16 protein-coding genes are annotated in these 18,265 nt (G+C 71.1%); 12 read left to right on the top strand and 4 right to left on the bottom strand.

Annotated features, from left to right (window positions below):
- The first annotated feature begins 566 nt into the window (after positions 1-566).
- Complete coding sequence (locus tag ACIF80_RS25250) at positions 567-1,439, top strand: SGNH/GDSL hydrolase family protein (protein ID WP_399808627.1); 873 nt, start codon at positions 567-569, stop codon at positions 1,437-1,439.
- 203 nt (positions 1,440-1,642) lie between these two features.
- Here the strand turns inward: ACIF80_RS25250 and ACIF80_RS25245 are convergent, their stop codons facing one another.
- Positions 1,643-2,587, bottom strand: a complete 945-nt coding sequence (locus tag ACIF80_RS25245) for an IclR family transcriptional regulator (protein WP_399808940.1) — start codon at positions 2,585-2,587, stop codon at positions 1,643-1,645.
- Between the two features lie 324 nt (positions 2,588-2,911).
- Between ACIF80_RS25245 and ACIF80_RS25240 the strand changes: the two genes are divergently transcribed.
- The 7 genes from ACIF80_RS25240 to ACIF80_RS25210 all read left to right on the top strand — a co-directional run bounded on the left by ACIF80_RS25240 (position 2,912) and on the right by ACIF80_RS25210 (position 9,296).
- Positions 2,912-3,889: an LLM class flavin-dependent oxidoreductase gene (locus tag ACIF80_RS25240; RefSeq protein WP_399808624.1), complete on the top strand. Its 978-nt coding sequence runs from the start codon at positions 2,912-2,914 to the stop codon at positions 3,887-3,889.
- A 300-nt stretch (positions 3,890-4,189) separates the two neighbouring features.
- Positions 4,190-5,335 carry a Rieske 2Fe-2S domain-containing protein gene (locus ACIF80_RS25235; RefSeq protein WP_399808621.1) on the top strand — a complete coding sequence of 382 codons (1,146 nt, stop codon included), beginning with the start codon at positions 4,190-4,192 and terminating at the stop codon, positions 5,333-5,335.
- Positions 5,336-5,374: 39 nt separating this feature from the next.
- On the top strand, positions 5,375-6,553 hold the full coding sequence (locus tag ACIF80_RS25230) for an acyl-CoA dehydrogenase family protein (protein WP_399808618.1): 1,179 nt from the start codon (positions 5,375-5,377) through the stop codon (positions 6,551-6,553).
- A gap of 37 nt (positions 6,554-6,590) precedes the next feature.
- Positions 6,591-7,496, top strand: a complete 906-nt coding sequence (locus tag ACIF80_RS25225; RefSeq protein WP_399808615.1) for a VOC family protein — start codon at positions 6,591-6,593, stop codon at positions 7,494-7,496.
- 403 nt (positions 7,497-7,899) lie between these two features.
- Positions 7,900-8,154: a hypothetical protein gene (locus ACIF80_RS25220; protein ID WP_399808613.1), complete on the top strand. Its 255-nt coding sequence runs from the start codon at positions 7,900-7,902 to the stop codon at positions 8,152-8,154.
- 12 nt (positions 8,155-8,166) lie between these two features.
- Positions 8,167-8,763 carry a nuclear transport factor 2 family protein gene (locus tag ACIF80_RS25215; RefSeq protein WP_399808610.1) on the top strand — a complete coding sequence of 199 codons (597 nt, stop codon included), beginning with the start codon at positions 8,167-8,169 and terminating at the stop codon, positions 8,761-8,763.
- A complete protein-coding gene (locus ACIF80_RS25210; protein ID WP_399808607.1) occupies positions 8,760-9,296 on the top strand; it encodes a nuclear transport factor 2 family protein in 537 nt (178 codons plus the stop codon). Before ACIF80_RS25215 ends, ACIF80_RS25210 begins: the two co-directional genes overlap by 4 nt.
- Positions 9,297-9,637: 341 nt before the next feature.
- Here the strand turns inward: ACIF80_RS25210 and ACIF80_RS25205 are convergent, their stop codons facing one another.
- On the bottom strand, positions 9,638-10,399 hold the full coding sequence (locus tag ACIF80_RS25205; RefSeq protein ID WP_399808605.1) for an SDR family NAD(P)-dependent oxidoreductase: 762 nt from the start codon (positions 10,397-10,399) through the stop codon (positions 9,638-9,640).
- Between the two features lie 457 nt (positions 10,400-10,856).
- Here ACIF80_RS25205 and ACIF80_RS25200 point away from each other — a divergent pair, with 457 nt between their 5' ends.
- The 3 genes from ACIF80_RS25200 to ACIF80_RS25190 all read left to right on the top strand — a co-directional run bounded on the left by ACIF80_RS25200 (position 10,857) and on the right by ACIF80_RS25190 (position 14,081).
- Positions 10,857-11,771 carry a diiron oxygenase gene (locus ACIF80_RS25200; RefSeq protein WP_399808602.1) on the top strand — a complete coding sequence of 305 codons (915 nt, stop codon included), beginning with the start codon at positions 10,857-10,859 and terminating at the stop codon, positions 11,769-11,771.
- 23 nt (positions 11,772-11,794) lie between these two features.
- The gene (locus tag ACIF80_RS25195; protein WP_399808599.1) at positions 11,795-13,345 is read left to right on the top strand and encodes an FAD-dependent oxidoreductase; all 1,551 of its coding nucleotides are present in this window, start codon (positions 11,795-11,797) and stop codon (positions 13,343-13,345) included.
- 337 nt (positions 13,346-13,682) lie between these two features.
- The gene (locus tag ACIF80_RS25190) at positions 13,683-14,081 is read left to right on the top strand and encodes a carboxymuconolactone decarboxylase family protein (RefSeq protein WP_399808596.1); all 399 of its coding nucleotides are present in this window, start codon (positions 13,683-13,685) and stop codon (positions 14,079-14,081) included.
- 258 nt (positions 14,082-14,339) lie between these two features.
- Here the strand turns inward: ACIF80_RS25190 and ACIF80_RS25185 are convergent, their stop codons facing one another.
- Entirely contained in the window at positions 14,340-14,600 is a 261-nt protein-coding gene (locus ACIF80_RS25185) for a GlsB/YeaQ/YmgE family stress response membrane protein (protein WP_399808593.1), read from the bottom strand.
- A gap of 292 nt (positions 14,601-14,892) precedes the next feature.
- On the opposite strand from ACIF80_RS25185, the gene ACIF80_RS25180 reads away from it, so the two are divergent.
- Positions 14,893-16,038: a Vms1/Ankzf1 family peptidyl-tRNA hydrolase gene (locus tag ACIF80_RS25180; protein ID WP_399808590.1), complete on the top strand. Its 1,146-nt coding sequence runs from the start codon at positions 14,893-14,895 to the stop codon at positions 16,036-16,038.
- Positions 16,039-16,208: 170 nt separating this feature from the next.
- On the opposite strand, the gene ACIF80_RS25175 is transcribed toward ACIF80_RS25180, so the two are convergent.
- Positions 16,209-18,260 (bottom strand): SpoIIE family protein phosphatase, encoded by a 2,052-nt coding sequence (locus ACIF80_RS25175; protein WP_399808588.1) that lies wholly within the window; start codon positions 18,258-18,260, stop codon positions 16,209-16,211.
- Between the last annotated feature and the right edge of the window lie 5 nt (positions 18,261-18,265).

Here is an 18,265-nt window from a genome sequence, read left to right as displayed (position 1 = left end):
CCCGCCGGCGCTTCGGCTTCGGCTTCGGCGAGGAGTTCTCCCGGACGACCCGGTGGCACGTCGCGCAGGGGCCCGTCGTCGACCGTCGGGTGCGTTGCCTTCAGGAACAGGAGCTCTTTGCTCCGGGAACGACGGACCACCACAGGAGGTTTCGTGGCGGCCGCCGGCCGGTCCGACGGGTGCCGGTTCCGGAGAAGCCCTGCTCCTGGGGCAGCCGGACGGCGGCCGCGCGGATGACTTCGCGGGCCCTGGTGCCGGAGTCGGCCTGAAGCATGCGGGACAGGACAGGGGTGCCACTGCTTCGCAACTGCGGGTTCGCGCGTTCACGGGAGCGAGTCGGGCACCCTGTGACGGCTTTCAACAACTTCGGTCAACCATGTTGACTCCCCACTGAGGGGTCTGCACATTACCTGTCAGTAGAACCGTTCCGCCATCGCGCGACCCGCGGCACTTTTCCGTGCTCGAACAGCTCCGCTCCCGCCCTTGGCGTGCCCAGTCGACGGCCGCCCCCACTGCTCCGCGTCCGCCTCCGCTGCTCCGCGTCCGCCTCCGAGGAGAGGGATCACATGCCGAAACGCACCCTGCGGAATGTCATGTCCACATCAATCGCGCTGGTCGGTGCGCTCGCCTTCAGCCTTACCGGCGGCACCGCACACGCTTCCGCGCCGCTGGACTACGTCGCTCTCGGCGACAGCTACAGCGCCGGCTCGGGCGTGCTGCCCGTGGACCCCACCAACCTGCTGTGCCTGCGATCCACCGCGAACTACCCCAACGTGATCACCGCCCGGACGGGCGCCCGCCTGAAGGACGTGACCTGCGGCGCCGCCCAGACGAAGCACTTCACCGAGTCCCAGTACCTCGGGGTCGCGCCCCAGACGAACGCGCTCAGCACGAACACCGACCTGGTGACGCTGACGATCGGCGGCAACGACAACGGCACCTTCATCAACGCCCTGACGGCCTGCGGCACCGCGGGCATCCTCAGTGGCGGGAAGGGCAGCCCTTGCAAGGACAAGCACGGCACGTCCTTCACCGACCAGATCGACACGAACACCTATCCGGCGCTCAAGGCCGCCCTGCAGGCCGTGCGGGCCAAGGCGCCCAGCGCCCGGGTGGCGGTCCTGGGCTACCCGTGGATCACACCCGCCGGGGCCGACCAGTCCTGCTTCGCGAAGCTGCCGATCGCCACCGGTGACGTGACCTACCTGCGCGGCATACAGGCACACCTCAACGCGGCCGTCGAACGCGCGAGCAAAGCGACCGGCGCCACCTACGTGGACTTCTCCCGGGTGTCCGAGGGCCACGACGCGTGCAAGCCCGCCGGCACCCGCTGGATCGAGCCCCTCCTCTTCGGCAGCAGCGTCATCCCCGTCCACCCCAACGCCCTCGGAGAGCGGCGCATGGCCGAGCACGCCATGAGCGTCCTCGGTCTCGGCTGACGGCGGCGCGCTTCATCCCCGATGACCGGTCCGCTCGGGCTCGGTGCCCGAGCGGACTGGTGCGGTCGTCTTCGACGCCGCCTCCGGGGCGAAGGCTCCCGTCGGTCCCGAACCGTCGCCCAGCCCGAAGGCACCCTCGCCCGGCCCGGAACGCCTCTCCCGGGGGGTGGAGGGCGGGGGGCCGGGTGCCGCACGCCGGGCGGTCACACCTTCCTGCGCCGGCTGCACACGGCGCGCTGCCCGCAGCATCCGCCGCCGTACGGCCCCTCCAGCCACTCGCGCGCCGTGTCCCGCCGGAAGGCGGTGCCCGGCCGGGCACCCGGCCGGCCCGCACCGGACGGTCCGCCGCCACCGGATCCGGCCAGGTCCGGGTAGAGCGCCTCCGACACCTGGTGCGCGGCCGTCGCGACCAGTGGCGCCAGGCGTTCGAGATGCATCTGCCCCAGCTCGCCGCAGAGCGATATGGCGCCGACCGGACCGTCGGGGCCGCGGACGACGCAGGCCACGGATCCCACCCCGGGCATGCCTCCGCCGCGGTCGAAGGCGACCCCGCGCATGCGCCGGATGACGTTGAGCTCGCAGTGGACGGGGGTGAAGCCCTCGTCCGTGTTGTCGACGAGCTCGGGGCAGTCCCGCAGCAGTTCCTGGACGTCCTCCGGAGGGAGGTACGCCAGCATGGACTTGCCGAGCCCGTTGCTCGTCACCCACCAGCGGGTACCCACGTCGGACGGCAGGGCCGCGGCGAAGGTCCCGCCGATCTTGTCCAGGAAGACCACCTCGGGACCGTCGAGCACCCCGAGGTGGACGACCAGTCCCGTATGCACCTGGAGTCGGTGCAGAACGGGCGCGGCCGCCTTGCGCAGCTCGTCCCAGTTGCGGGTGCCTCCGCCGGACCGCAGTGCGCGGCGCCCGAGGGAGTACCCGTGGTCACCACGTGTGATCCAGCCCAGCTGGATGAGTTGGTTGAGGATTCTGTGTGCGGTGGAACGGGGCAGGGAGGTGCGGCCCTCCACCTCCTCCAGGGTGAGGCTGGTTCCGCTCCTGCCGAACGCATCGAGGATGCGTGTCATCCGGCCGACCATGGACGACGACAGGTCGTGTCCTTGCTCGGGCTCGGTGAGGACGGGCAGTGGCATGGCGGACTTCATTGTCGGCACGGGCCGCTCCTCTTCTTTGCAGAAGGGCCTTGGACGCTGACGCGCATCTTTCAAGCAAGCGTTTGGTTGGCTGGGACTGTAATCGCCGCATCGTTGCAGGTCCATACTCCTGACAAGGCCTGTTGCAACGGACCGGCGACGGGGCCCGCCTCCCGCTGACCGGGAGCCACGGGCTGAAAGCCGTCGGCCGGTCCCCATACTCTCCGGGCACCTCTCGCCGTCGTCCCGCCCGCCCCGACGCGTCGCACCCACGACGGCGCATCCACCGCCACGGGCGCACGGCGTGTTCGCCATCGGAGCCCCAGGAGCGGAACCATGAAGACCGGCCTCTTCTTCGACCTGCGCAACCCTCCCCGCTGGCAACGGCCTTGGGCCGATCACTACCGCAGCACCCTGGACCTGATCGGTGAGGCCGAGGAGACGGGCGCGGACGCGGTGTGGCTGACCGAGCACCACTTCACCGAGGACGGGTACCTCCCGCAGCCGCTCACGTTCGCCGCTGCCGTGGCGGCACGCACCTCCAGGGTCCGGATCGGCACCGGGATCCTGCTGGCGGCCCTGCGGCACCCCCGGCACACCGCGGAGGAAGCCGCGGTCGTCGACCTCGTCTCCGGCGGCAGGCTGGAACTCGGGATCGGCGCCGGCTTCTCCCGACGGGAGTACGACGCCTTCGGTGCGGATCTGCGGCGCCGGTACACCCTGACGGACAGCGCGGCCGCCGAGATCCGCCGGCTGCTGGCCGAGGAGGTGACACCGCCTCCCGTGCAGAGCCCGGTGCCGCTCTGGATGGGATACCAGGGGCCGCAGGGAGCCCGCCGCGCAGGCCTGCTCGGTACCGGACTGCTGTCCCTGGACCCGCGTCTGCTGGGGCCCTACACGGAGGCCCTCGCAGCGGGCGGACACCCGCCGTCGGCCGCCCGCATGGGCGGCCTGATCGACATCATCGTGGCCGACGACCCCGAGGAGGCGTTCCGGCGCATCCTCCCGCACTACACCTACCAGGTGAACTCCTACCGGCGGATCGGCGCCGCGGGGCCGGACGTTCCCCGTGACCTCACCGTCGACGAGGTGTCGGCCGGAGCCGTCCGCAGGAGCGGGGCCCCCGGACTGACCGTGCTCACCCCGCAGGACGCCGTCCGGGCCGTCCGGGAACGCACGACCGGACTCCCGGTCGAGCACGTCTACTTCTGGGCCAGCGTCGCCGCCATGCCCGAGGACCTCGTACGGCGTCACATCGAGCTGCTGTTCGGCGAGGTGGCGCCGGCGCTGCGTTCCGGGGCGGGAACCGGGTGACGGTCACGGAGGGCCCGGGAAAGCCCGCACCGGCCGGGGGCGGACTTTCCCGGGCCCTCCCTCGTACTGGGGCACCGTCCTGCCCGGCCCTCACCGGTGCGCGATGCGCCGTAGGCGGAGGGAAAGGAGTGCCCGCCGCGGATCCGCGCCTCCCTCCGATCGGGAGACGGAGGCCGCCCGCGACCCGCGGGCCGCCGCTCCCGATCAGCGGGAGCGGGAGTTCGGAAGTCGGCCGAGGGCTGTTTCAGGATGACCCACCGACACGGTGCAGTGGCGCACCGGTCAGCCGGGGAGGCAGACATGGGTGACACAGTGGCCGAGGACGAGGTCCGGACCATCGAAGCCGGGAGCAACCCCACCAGGTTCGCGCGTGGCTGGCACTGCGTGGGTCTGGCGGAGAGCTTCCGGGACGGCACACCCCACGAGATCAAGATCTTCGGTGAGACGGCCGTCGTCTTCGCCCGGCAGGACGGCACGATCCACATGATCGACGCCTTCTGCCGCCACATGGGCGGCAACCTGGCCAAGGGCACGGTCAAGGGCGACACCGTCGCCTGCCCGTTCCACGACTGGCGCTGGAACGGCGAGGGACGCTGTGCGGGCGTGCCGTACGCCCGGCGGGTGCCGCTGCGCGGGCGGACCAAGGCCTGGATCACGATGGAACGCAACGGGCTGTTCTTCGTGTGGAACGACCCCCAGGGCAACCCGCCGCCGCCCGAGGTGACGATCCCCGGGATCGACGACTACGACAACGGCCGGTGGACCCAGTGGGCCTGGAAGTCGTACCTGGTCGAGGGCGCGCACTGCCGGGAGATCGTCGACAACCTGGTCGACATGGCGCACTTCTTCTACGTGCACTTCCAGATCCCGCGCTTCTTCAAGAACGTCTTCCAGGGGCACGTCGCGTCCCAGTACATGACGTCCACCGGGCGGGACGACATCAAGACCGGCGTCCAGATGGACCTGCCCGAAGCCGTCACCCGCTCCGAGGCGAGCTACTACGGCCCCTCGTTCATGCTGGACACCATCTGGACCGACTCCGACGGCGACACCGTCGAGGCCAAGCTCGTCAACTGCCACTACCCGATCTCGCCCGACTCCTTCCTGCTGCAGTACGGGATCATCGTCGAGAAGAAGCCGGGCATGACCGACGAACAGGCCCAGGAGATGGGCACGATGTTCGTCGACGGTCTCGAGGAGCAGTTCCTCCAGGACGTCGAGGTCTGGAAGCACAAGTCGCGGATCGAGAACCCCCTGCTCACCGAGGAGGACGGTCCGGTCTACCAACTGCGCCGCTGGTACGAGCAGTTCTACGTCGACGTCGAGGACGTCACGCCCGAGATGGTGCAGCGCTTCGAGTTCGAGGTCGACTGCGACCAGGCGATCGGTATCTGGGAGGCGGAGTCCCGGGAGAACGCCGCCCGGGAGGGCCAGGCCCAGGCCTGAGTCCCGCGTCCCCAACCGTCCACCCTCACGAGGATCCTCATGAACACCGTACGCGAATACATGATCGCCCATGCCGGCAAGCTGCGGGAGCAGGATGTCGAGGCCGAGCGGCTCGGACGGCTGTCCGACGGGACCGCGGCCCTGATGAGGTCCGCGGGCGCCGTCCGCATGCTCCAGCCGAAGGAGTTCGGCGGAGCCCAGGCGCACCTCGCCGAGTTCGCCGAGGCGGTCATGGAGACCGCCCGCTTCTCCGGGTCCGCCGGCTGGGTCCAGGGGATCGTCGGCGTCCACCCCTGGCAACTCGCCTACGCCGACCGCCGCGTGCAGGAGGAGGTGTGGGGCGAGGACCCCGACACCTGGATCGCCTCGCCGTACCAGCCCGCCGGCCGGCTGCGGCCGGTGGACGGCGGCTACCGCTTCTCCGGGCGCTGGCAGTTCTCCTCGGGCACCGACCACTGTCAGTGGATCTTCCTCGGCGGTCTGCTCTGTGACGCGGACGGGGAGCCCGTCGGCCCGCCCCGGCAGGTGCACGTCATCCTGCCGCGCTCGGACTACGAGATCATCGACGACTCCTGGAACGTCGTCGGTCTCAAGGGCACGGGCAGCAAGGACATCGTCGTGCGCGACGCCTTCGTGCCCGACTACCGGGTCATGGACGGCGACAAGGTCCTCGACGGCCGCGCCGTCAGGGAGTTCGGCCGGGAGGAGACGCTCTACCGCATCCCCTGGTCCTGCGCGTTCCCCGCGGGCATCACCTCCGCGGTCATCGGTATCGCCGAGGGCGCCCTGGAGACGGCCCTCGGATACCAGAGCGACCGGATCAACGCCCAGGGCACCAAGGTCCGTGAGGACCCGTACACGTTGTCGGTGATGGGGGAGGCCATCGCCGACATCCGGGCGGCCCGCAGCGAGATCCTGGGCAACCTCAACCGTGTCTGGGACATCGTGGACTCGGGCCGTGACGTCCCCTTCGACGTGCGGGCCGAGGGCCGGCTGTCCCAGGTGCGGGCCGCCTGGCGGGCCGTCCGCGCCGTCGACGAGATCTTCGCCCGGTCCGGCGGCAACGCCCTGCGCATGGACAAGCCGCTCCAGCGCTACTGGCGCGACGCCCACGCGGGGCTGAACCACGCGATCCACATCCCCGGCCCCACCTACCACGCGAACGCCCTGACCCGTATGGGAGTCGAACCCCAGGGCGCCTTGCGGGCCCTGATCTGACCGCCGTCGAACACAGTGCAGAAGGAGAACGAGAACGATGACAGAGATCCGCGCTCTGGGGTACGTGACCGTGCAGACCACCGACATGGAGCGGTGGCGTGAACTGGCCTTCGACGTCCTGAGCTTCGCCGAGGGCACCGGCCCCGACCCCGACGCCCTCTACCTGCGGATGGACGAGCGGGCGGCGCGCATGGTGGTCCACCCCGGTGAGATCGACGCCGTGCGCAGCGTGGGCTGGGAGGTGCGCGACCGGTTCGCGCTGGCCCGGGTCACCGAGACGCTGGAGAAGGCCGGGTACGAGGTCGAGCGGCTGTCGGAGGAGGAAGCGGACGAACGCCGGGTGGAGGAGGGCATCGCCTTCCTGGACCCGTCCGGCATACGGACCGAGATCTTCCACGGTCCCGTCCTCGACCACTCGCCGGTCGTCACCCGGCACGGCAACCGCTTCGTCACCGGCGCCGAGGGACTCGGGCACGTGGTCCTGCCGACCACCGACATGGAAGCGTCCGAGAAGCTCTACCTCGAGACACTCGGCTTCCTTCCGCGCGGAGCCATGCGCATGACGCCGCCCGGCGTCCCGGCGCAGCGGATCCGCTTCATCGGCGTGAACCGCCGCCACCACAGCCTGGCGCTCTGCCCGGCCCCGAAGGTGGGCATGCCCGCGCTGGTGCACGTGATGGTCGAGGTCGAGGACCTGGACGACGTGGGCCGCGCGCTCGACCGCTGCGTCGGCCGCGAGTTCTCGATCTCCTCGACGCTGGGCCGGCACACCAACGACAAGATGGTCTCCTTCTACCTGCGGGCACCCGGCGGCTGGGACATCGAGTACGGCTGCCACGGCATGCTCGTCGACGAGTCGCACTACACCGCCGAGGAGATCACCGCGGACAGCTACTGGGGTCACGACTGGTCCGGCTCCGAGCCGCTCGCGACCTTCAGTTAGGCCGTCACCGCACGGTTGCGCCGTCCGCCCCGGGGAGTCGAGGGCGGGGGCGGATCCCGCCGGCCCGGCCCGGGGTCTCCCGTCCGCATCCGGTGGACCGGGGAGCTGTTCAACCGGTCCCGGTCCGGTCCGCCGGCCCGATCCGGACGGGAGAGCCCGGGGTGTTCCGGGCCGTCGGCGCCGCCGTCCCGCACCGCCGTGACGGACGGCGGCGCGAGACGGCGGTGCGGCAGGTGCCCGTTGCACGGTGCTCCCCCCACCGCTCCGGCGGGCACCTGCCGCACCCGCACAGCCGGCTCCCTGCCCCCCCGGGGGCACATCCCCTACCGCAGACAGAGGTCCGGTCCGTGTGCGTATCCGTACGGGACGCGACGGCGACCGGGCCCGGAGAGCGAGCGTTTCCATGCAACCGGTCAAGTGCGGCGCGTGCGACACCCGCGTGCTCGTGGCGAAGTACAGCGAGATCCACACCAGTGTCCAGTGGCTCTCCGAGGCCGAGGAGACCTGCCCGGAGTTCGCCGCCGCCGCCGGAGAGGGCAGGCCCAGCGCCTTCGTACCGTCGTGCCCGCGGCTGCGGGAGACCATCGGCGCGGCGACGCGCGACGGGCTGATACCCGAATCCCGGTTCAGCGAGCCGGCACCCCTTCCCGCGCAGTGAGGGGACGGACCCATGAGTGATCTCGAAGAGCGGGTCGGGCGGCTGGAGTCCATCGAGGACATCCGGCAGCTGGTCTCCCGCTACGCCCTCGCCCTGGACAGCCGGGACATCCCCACCCTGGTGTCGCTCTTCGTCGAGGACGTCAGGACCCATGACGGGCGGGTCGGCCGCGAGGCCCTGGCCGAGTGGTTCGATCCGGTGCTGCGGCCCTTCGGAACCACCTTCCATCTCGTCGGCAACCACATCATCGACTTCACGGACGGGGACCACGCCACCGGCATCGTCTACTGCCGGCCGGAGCACGAGGTCCAGGACCTGTGGGTGGTGATGCCGATGCAGTACTGGGACCGCTACGAACGCCGGGACGGGCGCTGGTACTTCACCTCGCGCAGCACCCACGTGTTCTACGCGGCGGACGTCCGGGAGAATCCGCTGGAGGTCCCGGGACGGTTCCATTTCCCGGGAAACCCCTTCATCCACCGGGCGGACCTGCCCGAACGCTGGGAAACCTGGCAGCGCTTCTGGGGCACCGGCACCGGCACCGGCACCGGTGCCGGCACCGGCACGGACACGGACACCGGCGCCGGCACCGAGGAGGAGGCCACATGAGCGGCGACGCGGTCGAGGCCCGGATCGCTCGTCTGGAGGCCCTCGCGGAGATCCGGACCCTGCCGGTCAGGTACGCACACCATTACGCCGGTCTCGACATGGACGCCCTGGCCGGCCTCTACGCCGATCCGCTGACGCTGCGGACGGGCGAGGCGAGCAGCAGGGAAGCCCTGCGCGCGTCGTTCGAGCGGTCCGGCGCTCCACCCGACGGGGTGCGGATGGCGGTCCTGCACACCGGGAACCACATCGTCCGCCTCACCGACGACGGCCGGGCGGTGGGGAGCGTCTACTGCCGGGCAGAGGTCCAGCGCGGCGACGGGTCCTTCTTCCACCAGGCCATTCACTACGGTGACCACTACTGCCACCAGGACGGAGCCTGGAGGTTCGAGCGGCAGCGCGACCACGAACTGTTCTACGGCGCGCCCCCCGCGACCCCGCCGAACAGCCTCCCGCCCGCGAACTGGCCCGAGCGCGATACCGGCCGCGGCACGTTCCCCCCTGGCGTGGCGGACGGACGCGGCCCGGTGGAGTGAGGGTGTGATGCCACCCGGGGGGGCGGGTCCGCCCTGGAGTGTGCCGGGTCCGCCCGGCGCGCGTCCGCGGGGTTCGCCCGGCAGGCAAGCAGAGGAGGCGGTACCGGCCGCGGAAGCCGGTACCGCCCCTGTTCCGTCCGAGGGCGAAGGGGGCCGTCGGTGAACAGATCCCCGTCGGTCGGCACCGCAGCCGGCCACCCGGGTGCGCGGCCGGTCGCACAGATACGTCCGAGGCGACCGGGAACTCCCGTTGCCGTACCCCGCCCGCAGTGGTCGCGGCCGGTGCCGGGGCGTGGCCCCGGGGCACCGGCCGGGGTACCGCCGGGCTGCTCCGGTCGCTGTCAGCCGAAGTTGGCCTGGCCTCCGTCCAGCGGTACCGTCGCCCCGGTGAGATAGCGGGCGTCGGGCCCGCAGAGCATCGCGACGGCCCGGCCGACGTCGTGCTCGCAGTCGCCGACGTGGCCGAGCGGTATGGTCGCGCGGAACTGCGCCGCCTCCTCGGGGTTCTCGGCCTCCCACCTCTCGTACGTGGGCGACACGGCGTGCGGAGCCACCGCGTTCACCCGGATGTTGTCCGGCCCCCACTCGCTGGCCGCGGTGCGGGTCACGGAGCGGATGGCCGACTTGGCCGCCGCGTACGCGCCGTAGTTGCTCTGGTCCCAGCGGACCATGACCGAGCTGAGCAGGTTGACGATCACGCCGCCGCCACGCCGGAGCAGGTGGGGATGGGCGGCCTTCATGAAGGCGAAGGTGGCGAAGGGGCCACTGCCGAACCCGGCCCGGAAGTCCGCGTCGCTCATCGAGAGCAGGGGGCCGAAGGCGCCGCTGTAGGCGTTGTTGACGAGGATGTCGATTCCGCCGAAGTGGCCGGCGATCCGGTCCAGCAGCTCCGGCACACGGTCGGTGTCCGCCACGTCGCAGACGAAGGGATCGGCCTTCACACCGCGTGCGCGAAGGAGTTCGCAGGTCGTCTCCAGCTTCTCGGGAGTCCGTCCGAGCACGGCGATCGACGCCCCCTCGGTGCCGAGCGCGAGGGCTATGCCCCGGCCCACCCCCTGGCCCGCTCCGGTGACGATCCCGACCTTGCCCTCGAGTCTGCCCATCGGTCTTCCTCTCTCGTATCCCGCTCCGAGGCCGGATCCCCCGTCGTAGGTGATGCGCGGCCGGTCGTCGGCCGGAACGCGCGGCAAGCGAGGACGAGCCCCTCGGCAGGCTCCTGCTCGTCGAGCACCTCGTTCGGTCATGGCTCCGAGAACGTAGTCAGGGGTGCCGGACAGGCGCCCGTGTTCCTCCCGATCAGCGGGAGCCGGTGGTGGGCCGCGAACAGTTCCGGACGCCGGTGCGGGGCACGGCACCGATGACAACGGCACCGCCTCAGCGGGCGAGTTGCCCGAAGACCTCGCCCCCCGCACCGACCGACGCGGGTGCGGACCGGACGGGGCACTCGAGGGTGGGCACACGGCGACTCTTGCTATAAGATTCGTCAGCAAGGCGCTGTTACCGCCAGTAATAGCAAGGGAGGGCGGCGCGCTTCCCGGACCCGACTCGAGGAGTCCCCGCATGGCCATCAGCATCTCGCGACCGGAGAGCAAGAGCCGCACGTCCGAGGACGGCACCGCGCGGCGGCTGCTCGACTCCTCCGCGCAGCTCTCGTACGACCCGCTCACCGAGGTCGACTGGGAGACCCCGCTCGACGAGAGCTTCCACGGCACCAGCCCTGAGTGGAGCACCCTCTACGGGACGGAGTACTGGAACGAGTTGACCGACGCGCAGCGCAAGGCGCTGACGCGGCAGGAGGCCGCCTCGGTGGCCAGCACCGGAATCTGGTTCGAGATGATCCTGCAGCAGATGGTGCTGCGGGACATCTACGCCAAGGACCCGACGGACGACACCGTCCAGTGGGCGCTCACCGAGATCGCCGACGAGTGCCGCCACTCGATCATGTTCGCCCGCGGCGCGAAGAAGCTTCGGGCACCGGCCTACCGCCCCCACCGGGCAGCGGTCGAACTCGGCCGGATCTTCAAGACCGTCGCGTTCGGTGAAGCGGCGTACGCGGCGATCCTGGTGGCCGAGGAGGTCCTCGACGTCATGCAGCGCGACTGGATGCGCGACGAACGGGTCGTGCCCTTCGTCCGCACCATCAACAACATCCACGTCGTCGAGGAATCACGGCACATGAAGTTCGCCCGCGACGAGACGCGCAGGCACCTCGCGCGCGCCGGACGCGTGCGCCGCCGGATCCACTCGTTCGTCATCGCCGTGGCGTCCTACGTCATCGTCACCAGCATGGTGAACCGGAAGGTCTACGCCAACGCCGGACTGGACGAGGCGCGCGCCCTTCGTGAGGCGAAGGCCAACGAGCATCACAAGTCGATGATGCGCTCGAGCTGTTCCGGGCTGATGGACTTCCTGGCCTCGGCAGGACTGCTCACCAAGCCCGCGCTGTTCTTCTACAAGCGCGCCCATCTGATCTGACGACCTCCAGGCGAGCGGACGACATGGCCTTCGCGATCACCCAGACCTGCTGCACGGACGCCACCTGCGTAACCGTCTGCCCGGTCAACTGCATTCACCCCACGCCCGAGGAACGGGCCTTCGGCAGCACGGAGATGCTGTACATCGATCCGAAGGCGTGCATCGACTGCGGTGCCTGCGCCGACGCCTGCCCGGTGGACGCCGTCTTCCCGGTCGACAGCCTGACCGGCGGACAACGGGAGTACGCCGGCATCAACGCGGCCCACTTCGGGCACACCGGGACGGCGTCACAGGCGGAGGCGGAGACACCGGCGGTTTCCGGAGCGGCCGACCCCGGCCCGAACTTCCACCCCTGGGGCGGACCGACCTTCGACCGCGTCCTGCCACCGGACTTCCGGCCGCTCCGGGTGGCGATCGTCGGCACCGGGCCGGCCGGCATGTACGCCGCCGAGGACCTGCTGCTCCACACCCGGTCCGAGGTGACCCTCGTCGACCGGCTTCCGGTCGCCGGCGGACTCGTCCGGTACGGCGTGGCGCCGGACCACCCGGCGACCAAGAGGATCGGCGACACCTTCGCCCGCTTCCACACCCACCCCCGCGTCCGCATGCACCTCGGCCTCGAAGTGGGCGCGGGCGTCACGGCCGAGGAACTCGCCGCACACCACGATGCGGTGATCTACGCCGTGGGCGCCGCCGCGGACCGGCAACTCGGCATCCCCGGCGAGAACCTGACGGGCAGCCTCCCCGCCACCACCTTCGTCGCCTGGTGCAACGGACATCCGGAGGTCGCACCGGACGCCGTCGACCTCTCGGCCGGACGTGCCGTCGTGGTCGGCAACGGCAACGTCGCCCTCGACGTCGCCCGGATCCTGGTCTCCGACCCGGAGACACTGGCCGGCACGGCGATCGCCGGCCACGCGTGGGAGGAGCTGCGCCGCAGCAAGGTGCGCGAGGTGGTGCTGATCGGGCGCCGTGGTCCGGAACACGCGGCGTACACCAGGCCCGAACTGCTCGCTCTGAAACACCTACCCGGCGTGGACCTGCTCGTGGACGACCACGATGCGCGCGTCGGGGCCACGATCGACGCCGCCGGTCCCGGGGACAAGGCGGGACTGCTGCGGGGCGTGGCACGTGAGGCCGTCGACTGGTTCCTCGTCCCCGGGGCAGCGGGACGGCGGCGCCGCATCGTGTTCCGCTTCCTCTCCACGCCCGTCGAAGTCCGCGGAGACGAGGCCGTCCGCGCGGTGCGCGCCACCGGCGGCGCCGGTGAGCAGGAGATACCGGCCGGCCTGGCGCTGCGGGCGGTCGGCCACCGCGGAGCACCCCCGGCGGGGCTGCCGTTCGACGAGGACACCGGGACCGTTCCGCACGAGCGCGGCCGGGTGCCCGGCAGGCCCGGGACCTACGTCGTGGGCTGGATCAAACGCGGGCCTTCGGGAGGCATCGGCGCCAACCGCACGTGCGCGGCCGAGACGGTCGGCACCCTGCTGGCCGACGCGGTCGCGGGCGTACTGCCCGCGCCGTCCGGCGGACCGAAGGCATTCCGCCGCCTTGCACGCCGACGACGCCGCTGACTCCCCACGCCCGACACCACCGAGCCGTCATTCCCACCGTCGAAACGGGCCTCGGCGTCGAAACGGGCCTCGGCGTCGAAACGGTGCGGCCTTCGCCGGACCGCCCGGTGGAGGGCACCGGACGAGGGCGTATTCGGCCCGCGCCCCGCGCCGCCGTGCCGGGCTCTCCTGCCGTGTTCCTTTTCGGCACCGAGTCCATGAACACGCCGGGACACGATGACACGGATCGCCGGGCAGACCTCCATTACGCTGCGCAGGCGTACCGAATCGATCTCGTGCGGCGCCGCCGCTCCCGGGGGATGCAGCAGGCTCCCTCCGCCCACACGAAGGAGTCTCCATGGCGTCCGAGCGTTTCCAGAAGGCAATGGAAAAGATGATGGAGTACCAGCCCAAGGAAAACCCCGATATCTCGTCGCACACGAAGCTCATCGAGTACTACGAGGAACTCGCGCCCGACCTGCCGAACCTGATCGTCGAGTTCCCGTTCGGTGACATCTATTCCCGGACGGCCCTGGACAAGAAGCAGCAGGCCCTGGTCACCATTGCGGGACTGACGGCCTTCGGCACCGAACCGCAGCTCGAGTTGCACATCAACACAGGCTTCAACGTCGGCCTCACGAAGGACCAGGTGGTCGGGGCGATCATCCACCTGATTCCCTACGTCGGCTATCCGAAGAGCCTGAATGCCCTGACACTCGTCAAAAAGGTGCTCGCCGAGCGCGACGACGTCGAATAGGCCCCGCCGGCAGCCGGGGCTGATCCCGCGTCACAAAGAAGCTCGTCATGCATCTGGTGATCGGCCTCGGGCCGATCGGCAGGAACCTCGGCAGAATCTCGCCGAAAAGGGCCGCGAAGTCTACGGCTGCGATACTTCCGTCCTGGGCTCCGAGGCGAAGTAAACCCTCACGTCAACGGACCTGGTTCCCCGTCGACCGGCAGCTGGGCACGGCACTGGCCGTGCCCAACTGTCGATGGACGAGCCTCAACTGAGGTGTCAGGCGTGTCGCCGGGTCCACACGGGGGTGACGAAGGCGATGAGGACGGCCGCGATGCCGATCTGGAAGATATGGCGGATCCAGTCGATGCCGCCGGTGTCGCGCACGCCGACGGCGCTGGCGAGTGCGTTGCCGGCGACGGCGCCGACGATGCCCAGGAGAACGGTCAGCCACAGGGGGATGGGCTGGCGCCCGGGAATGACGAGCTTGGCGAGCAGACCGATGATGAGCCCCGCGACGATGGCCCAGAGAAACGACACGACATCTCCTTCCGTTCGTGGTCCCGACCTTCGGGAACCACTACCGCGTGCCCGCCGGAGACCGCCATAAGCGTCGTCCGCCGCTGTGATCTCCCCGCCGGCGCCACGTCCGCACGACCCGTCGGGGAAAGGCTCACCTCGCGGCCAGGGACCAAGCGCCGGGCGCCAGGCCCTGGACACGATCTGCCGGTACCGGCCACGCCCGCGCCCCGCGCTCGAAGGGCGCCCGCCGCGTGTTCCTTCCCGTCCTCCGGGTACTCAGCCGGGAATCAGGACGAATGAGGGAGAAAGCGTGCATCTGTCATTTTTGGAGCCACTGTTCGACCGTCCCGGTCCGTGGGCCACCGTCTACTTCGACCCCGCCCAGAACGACGAGGCGGGAGCCAAACGACGCGAGCTGTCCGTACGGGAAGCGTGCCGGACGCTGGAGGAGGAAGGCGCTGACGCGGCGACCACCCAGGCGATGCGCGAGGCCCTGACGAACATCGGCCCCGCCGAGGACCCGGCGGGACGAGTGGTCTTCGCCGCCGGAGGGGACGTGGTGCTCAGCCGTCGCCTCTCCCGGCCTCCGCAGCGGCAGATCGCCAGCTGGGCCCCTCTGCCCCGTCTGACGCCCCTGCTGGAGCTGTGCGGCCAGGACCCGGTCTGCCTCGTGGCGTACATCGACCGGACCGGCGCCGACTTCGAACTGCGCGGGGCGGCCGGTGCGCAGGACGCCGGGCAGATCGAGGGGCGGCAGCGGCCGGTTCACCGTACGGCCTCGGCCGACTGGTCCGAGCGGCACTTCCAGCTCAAGGTCGAGAACACCTGGGAACACAACGCCGTCGAGATCGCCGACGCGCTCGGCTCGGCGTACGAGGAGTCCGGCGCCGACCTGGTCGTCCTGGTCGGCGACCCCCGTGAACGGCCCGCCGTGCAGGAGAGGCTCCCCGAGGCCGTCCGCCGGGTCACGGTGGAGACCGAGCACGGCGGCCGCGCCGCCGGCTCCTCCTCCGCCGTGCTGGAAGAGGCCATCGAACAGGCCCGGCAGCAGTACGCCCGTCGCCGCGTCGAGGAGGCGCTCGACCGCTTCCGCGCCGGACGGGTGGGCACCGACCGGCCCACGGACGCGGTGGAAGGCGTCCCGGCCCTGGTGGAAGCCGCCCGGGAGCACCGCATCGACACGCTGCTCGTCCGGCCCGACGGGGCGGATCTGGCCCGCGAGACATGGGTGGGCGGGAACCCCGACCAGGTGGCGGTGCGCCGGAGCGACGCGCAGACCCTCGGCGAGGGCGATCCGACGTCCGTGCGCGCCGACGACGCGCTGCTGCGGGCGGCAGCCGCCACCGCCGCCGACGTACTGATCGTTCCGCCCTCGGACGGGGACGACGGTGAGGACATTCCGGCAGGTGGCCTCGGTGCCCTGCTGCGCTGGACGTACGAACCGGCCGCTGTGTGACGGTGCCGCCCACCGCACGCGAAAGGGAAGGGGGCGGGACATGGAACGAGCAGCGATCCCGCCGGTCCGCGTAAGGACGACGGCATCCGGGTGACCCGGGCGTAGCTGACGCCACCCGGTGAGGAGCGTGAGCGGGCTCGGGCGGGAGCCGGGGCAGGGAATCCGTTCATTCACTGGGGGCTGAGGAGGAGCAGGGCGATGTCGTCGCCGGGAGTGGGGGCGTGGCGGATGAGGAGGTCGGCCATGGCGCCGAGGTCGGTGGGGTCGGCGTGTTCGAGAAGCCCGGCGAGGGCCGCGGTGGCGTCGTCGATGTCGGCTCCGGGGGCTTCGACGAGCCCGTCGGTGTAGAGGGCGAGCACACAGCCCGGCGGCAGGGGGACCTCCAGGGCCGGGTAGCGGGTGTCCGTCTCTATACCGAGCAGGAGACCGGGCGGAACCGGGAGGAGTTCGGTGCGTCCGTCGGCATGGCGCAGGAGGGGCGGCGGATGGCCGGCGGTGGCCAGGCACACGCGGTGGGTGGCGAGGTCGAGGCGGACGTAGAGGCAGCTGGTGAACAGGCCGGGGTCGAGGTCGGTCAGCAGGCGGTTGGTGCCGGCCAGGACGTCCTCGGGGGACGCGCCCACGGTGGCGTGGGCGTGGACGGCGGTGCGGACCTGCCCCATGAGGGCCGCGGCGTCCACGTTGTGCCCCTGTACGTCGCCGATGGTGGCGCCGACCGTTCGCTCGTCGAGACGGATGAGGTCGTAGAAGTCGCCGCCGATGCCCAGGCCCCGAGCAGCCGGCAGGTAGCGGGCGGCGACCTTCAGACCGGGGACGTGGGGGAGCGTGTGCGGCAGGAGGGCGGACTGCAGGCGGTGGACGAGGTGGTGTTTGGCGTCGTAGAGACGGGCGCGGTCCAGGGCCTGCCCGACCAGACCGGCCAGCGACGTGAGAACGGCGCGCTCGCCGGGCGGGAAGGCATGGGACCGGCTGTAGGCGAGGAGGAGGGAGCCGATGGGGCGGCCGGATGCGATCAGCGGCAGAAAGGCCCAGGAGGCCATTCCGTCCTCGTGCACGGTGGACGGGTAGGCGCGCCGGAGTTCCGCGAAGGTCGCGAAGAAGTCCGGGACTCCGGTGGTGAGGACCTCACTGCCGGGGATGTCCGAGCTCAGGGGGATGGAGTCGAAGCGGTCCACGATGTCGGCGTGGTAGCCGCGGTGGCCGTGGATCTTCAGGCGGCCGCCCTCGGCCGTCATCAGCACCATGGCCTGTGCGCCCAGAGCGGGCAGTAGCTGGTCGGCGCTCTGCTCGACCACGTCCCGCACGCCGACGGCCTCGGTGAGGGTGGCGGCCAGATGCATCAGGTGGTACAGCAGGACGGCGCGGCTGGGGCCCGCGGCCGGCGATGCGGGAACACCCCCGGACGGGTCGGTGCCGATGATGCGGACGCTGATGCCGGAGGGGTCCGGGTACAGCTCGAAGGACAGCCACGCGTCCGGGGGGCGCAGGACGGTGAACGCCTGTGGCCGGCGGCTGACCATCGCGGCCCGGTAGCGGTCCTCCACCTGGGGGACGTCCATCCACGGCAGCGCTTCCCAGGGCAGGGCACCCACCAGGTCGGCCTGATCGGCACCGACGAGCTCGGCGGCGGCCGGAGTGATGAAGGTGATGCGGCCCTCCGTGTCCAGTGCGCAGGACCCTCCGGGCAGGCGGTCGATGAAGGCCGTGACCGCTGCCGCCTCGGCAGGGGAGGGGATGCGCCCGGCCGGCGGGGGCAGGGTCCGCGGCCGGCCGGAGGGCAGAAGCGGATCGCCGCGGTCCGAGGCCTGTCGCAGGAGGTCGCCCAGGTGGTGGCAGCCCGTCTCGATGGCGCCACGCTCGTGCGGACTCAGCTGCGGTGGGTGGGCCCCGGGCCACAGCAGCACCAGCCCGCCCTGAAGCGCCGCCCCGGAAGTGACCGGAGCGGCCGACAGTGCGAAGTCGTACGGCAGCACGAGCGCCGGCCGCGGGTAACGGCGCGCCATCTCCTCCTGACCGCTGATCCACACCAGGCGCCGCTCGCGCACGGCGTCCGCCACCGGCATCGGGTCGGACAGCGTGATCCGCCGCCACGGGGCCGTGAACTCGGGAGGTGTCCCCGCCACGATGACCAGCCACAGAGCGTTGTCACCCGGGGACAGCACATACAGCAGCCCCCCGAACGCACCGGTCTCCCGCACCACGGCAGCCATCGCGGCGTCCATCAGCC

Origin of the sequence: Streptomyces sp. NPDC085927 (assembly GCF_044540975.1) — a bacterium.
Lineage (GTDB): Bacteria > Actinomycetota > Actinomycetes > Streptomycetales > Streptomycetaceae > Streptomyces > Streptomyces hirsutus.
The sequence above is the reverse complement of the archived record's forward strand: the minus strand, read 5'-3'. Positions and strand labels throughout refer to the sequence as shown.

Coding starts and splice junctions, on each gene's coding strand:
- ACIF80_RS25250 (WP_399808627.1), top strand. CDS start 567: ATGCCGAAACGCACCCTGCGGAATGTCATGTCCACATCAATCGCGCTG.
- ACIF80_RS25245 (WP_399808940.1), bottom strand. CDS start 2,587: ATGAAGTCCGCCATGCCACTGCCCGTCCTCACCGAGCCCGAGCAAGGA.
- ACIF80_RS25240 (WP_399808624.1), top strand. CDS start 2,912: ATGAAGACCGGCCTCTTCTTCGACCTGCGCAACCCTCCCCGCTGGCAA.
- ACIF80_RS25235 (WP_399808621.1), top strand. CDS start 4,190: ATGGGTGACACAGTGGCCGAGGACGAGGTCCGGACCATCGAAGCCGGG.
- ACIF80_RS25230 (WP_399808618.1), top strand. CDS start 5,375: ATGAACACCGTACGCGAATACATGATCGCCCATGCCGGCAAGCTGCGG.
- ACIF80_RS25225 (WP_399808615.1), top strand. CDS start 6,591: ATGACAGAGATCCGCGCTCTGGGGTACGTGACCGTGCAGACCACCGAC.
- ACIF80_RS25220 (WP_399808613.1), top strand. CDS start 7,900: ATGCAACCGGTCAAGTGCGGCGCGTGCGACACCCGCGTGCTCGTGGCG.
- ACIF80_RS25215 (WP_399808610.1), top strand. CDS start 8,167: ATGAGTGATCTCGAAGAGCGGGTCGGGCGGCTGGAGTCCATCGAGGAC.
- ACIF80_RS25210 (WP_399808607.1), top strand. CDS start 8,760: ATGAGCGGCGACGCGGTCGAGGCCCGGATCGCTCGTCTGGAGGCCCTC.
- ACIF80_RS25205 (WP_399808605.1), bottom strand. CDS start 10,399: ATGGGCAGACTCGAGGGCAAGGTCGGGATCGTCACCGGAGCGGGCCAG.
- ACIF80_RS25200 (WP_399808602.1), top strand. CDS start 10,857: ATGGCCATCAGCATCTCGCGACCGGAGAGCAAGAGCCGCACGTCCGAG.
- ACIF80_RS25195 (WP_399808599.1), top strand. CDS start 11,795: ATGGCCTTCGCGATCACCCAGACCTGCTGCACGGACGCCACCTGCGTA.
- ACIF80_RS25190 (WP_399808596.1), top strand. CDS start 13,683: ATGGCGTCCGAGCGTTTCCAGAAGGCAATGGAAAAGATGATGGAGTAC.
- ACIF80_RS25175 (WP_399808588.1), bottom strand. CDS start 18,260: ATGGACGCCGCGATGGCTGCCGTGGTGCGGGAGACCGGTGCGTTCGGG.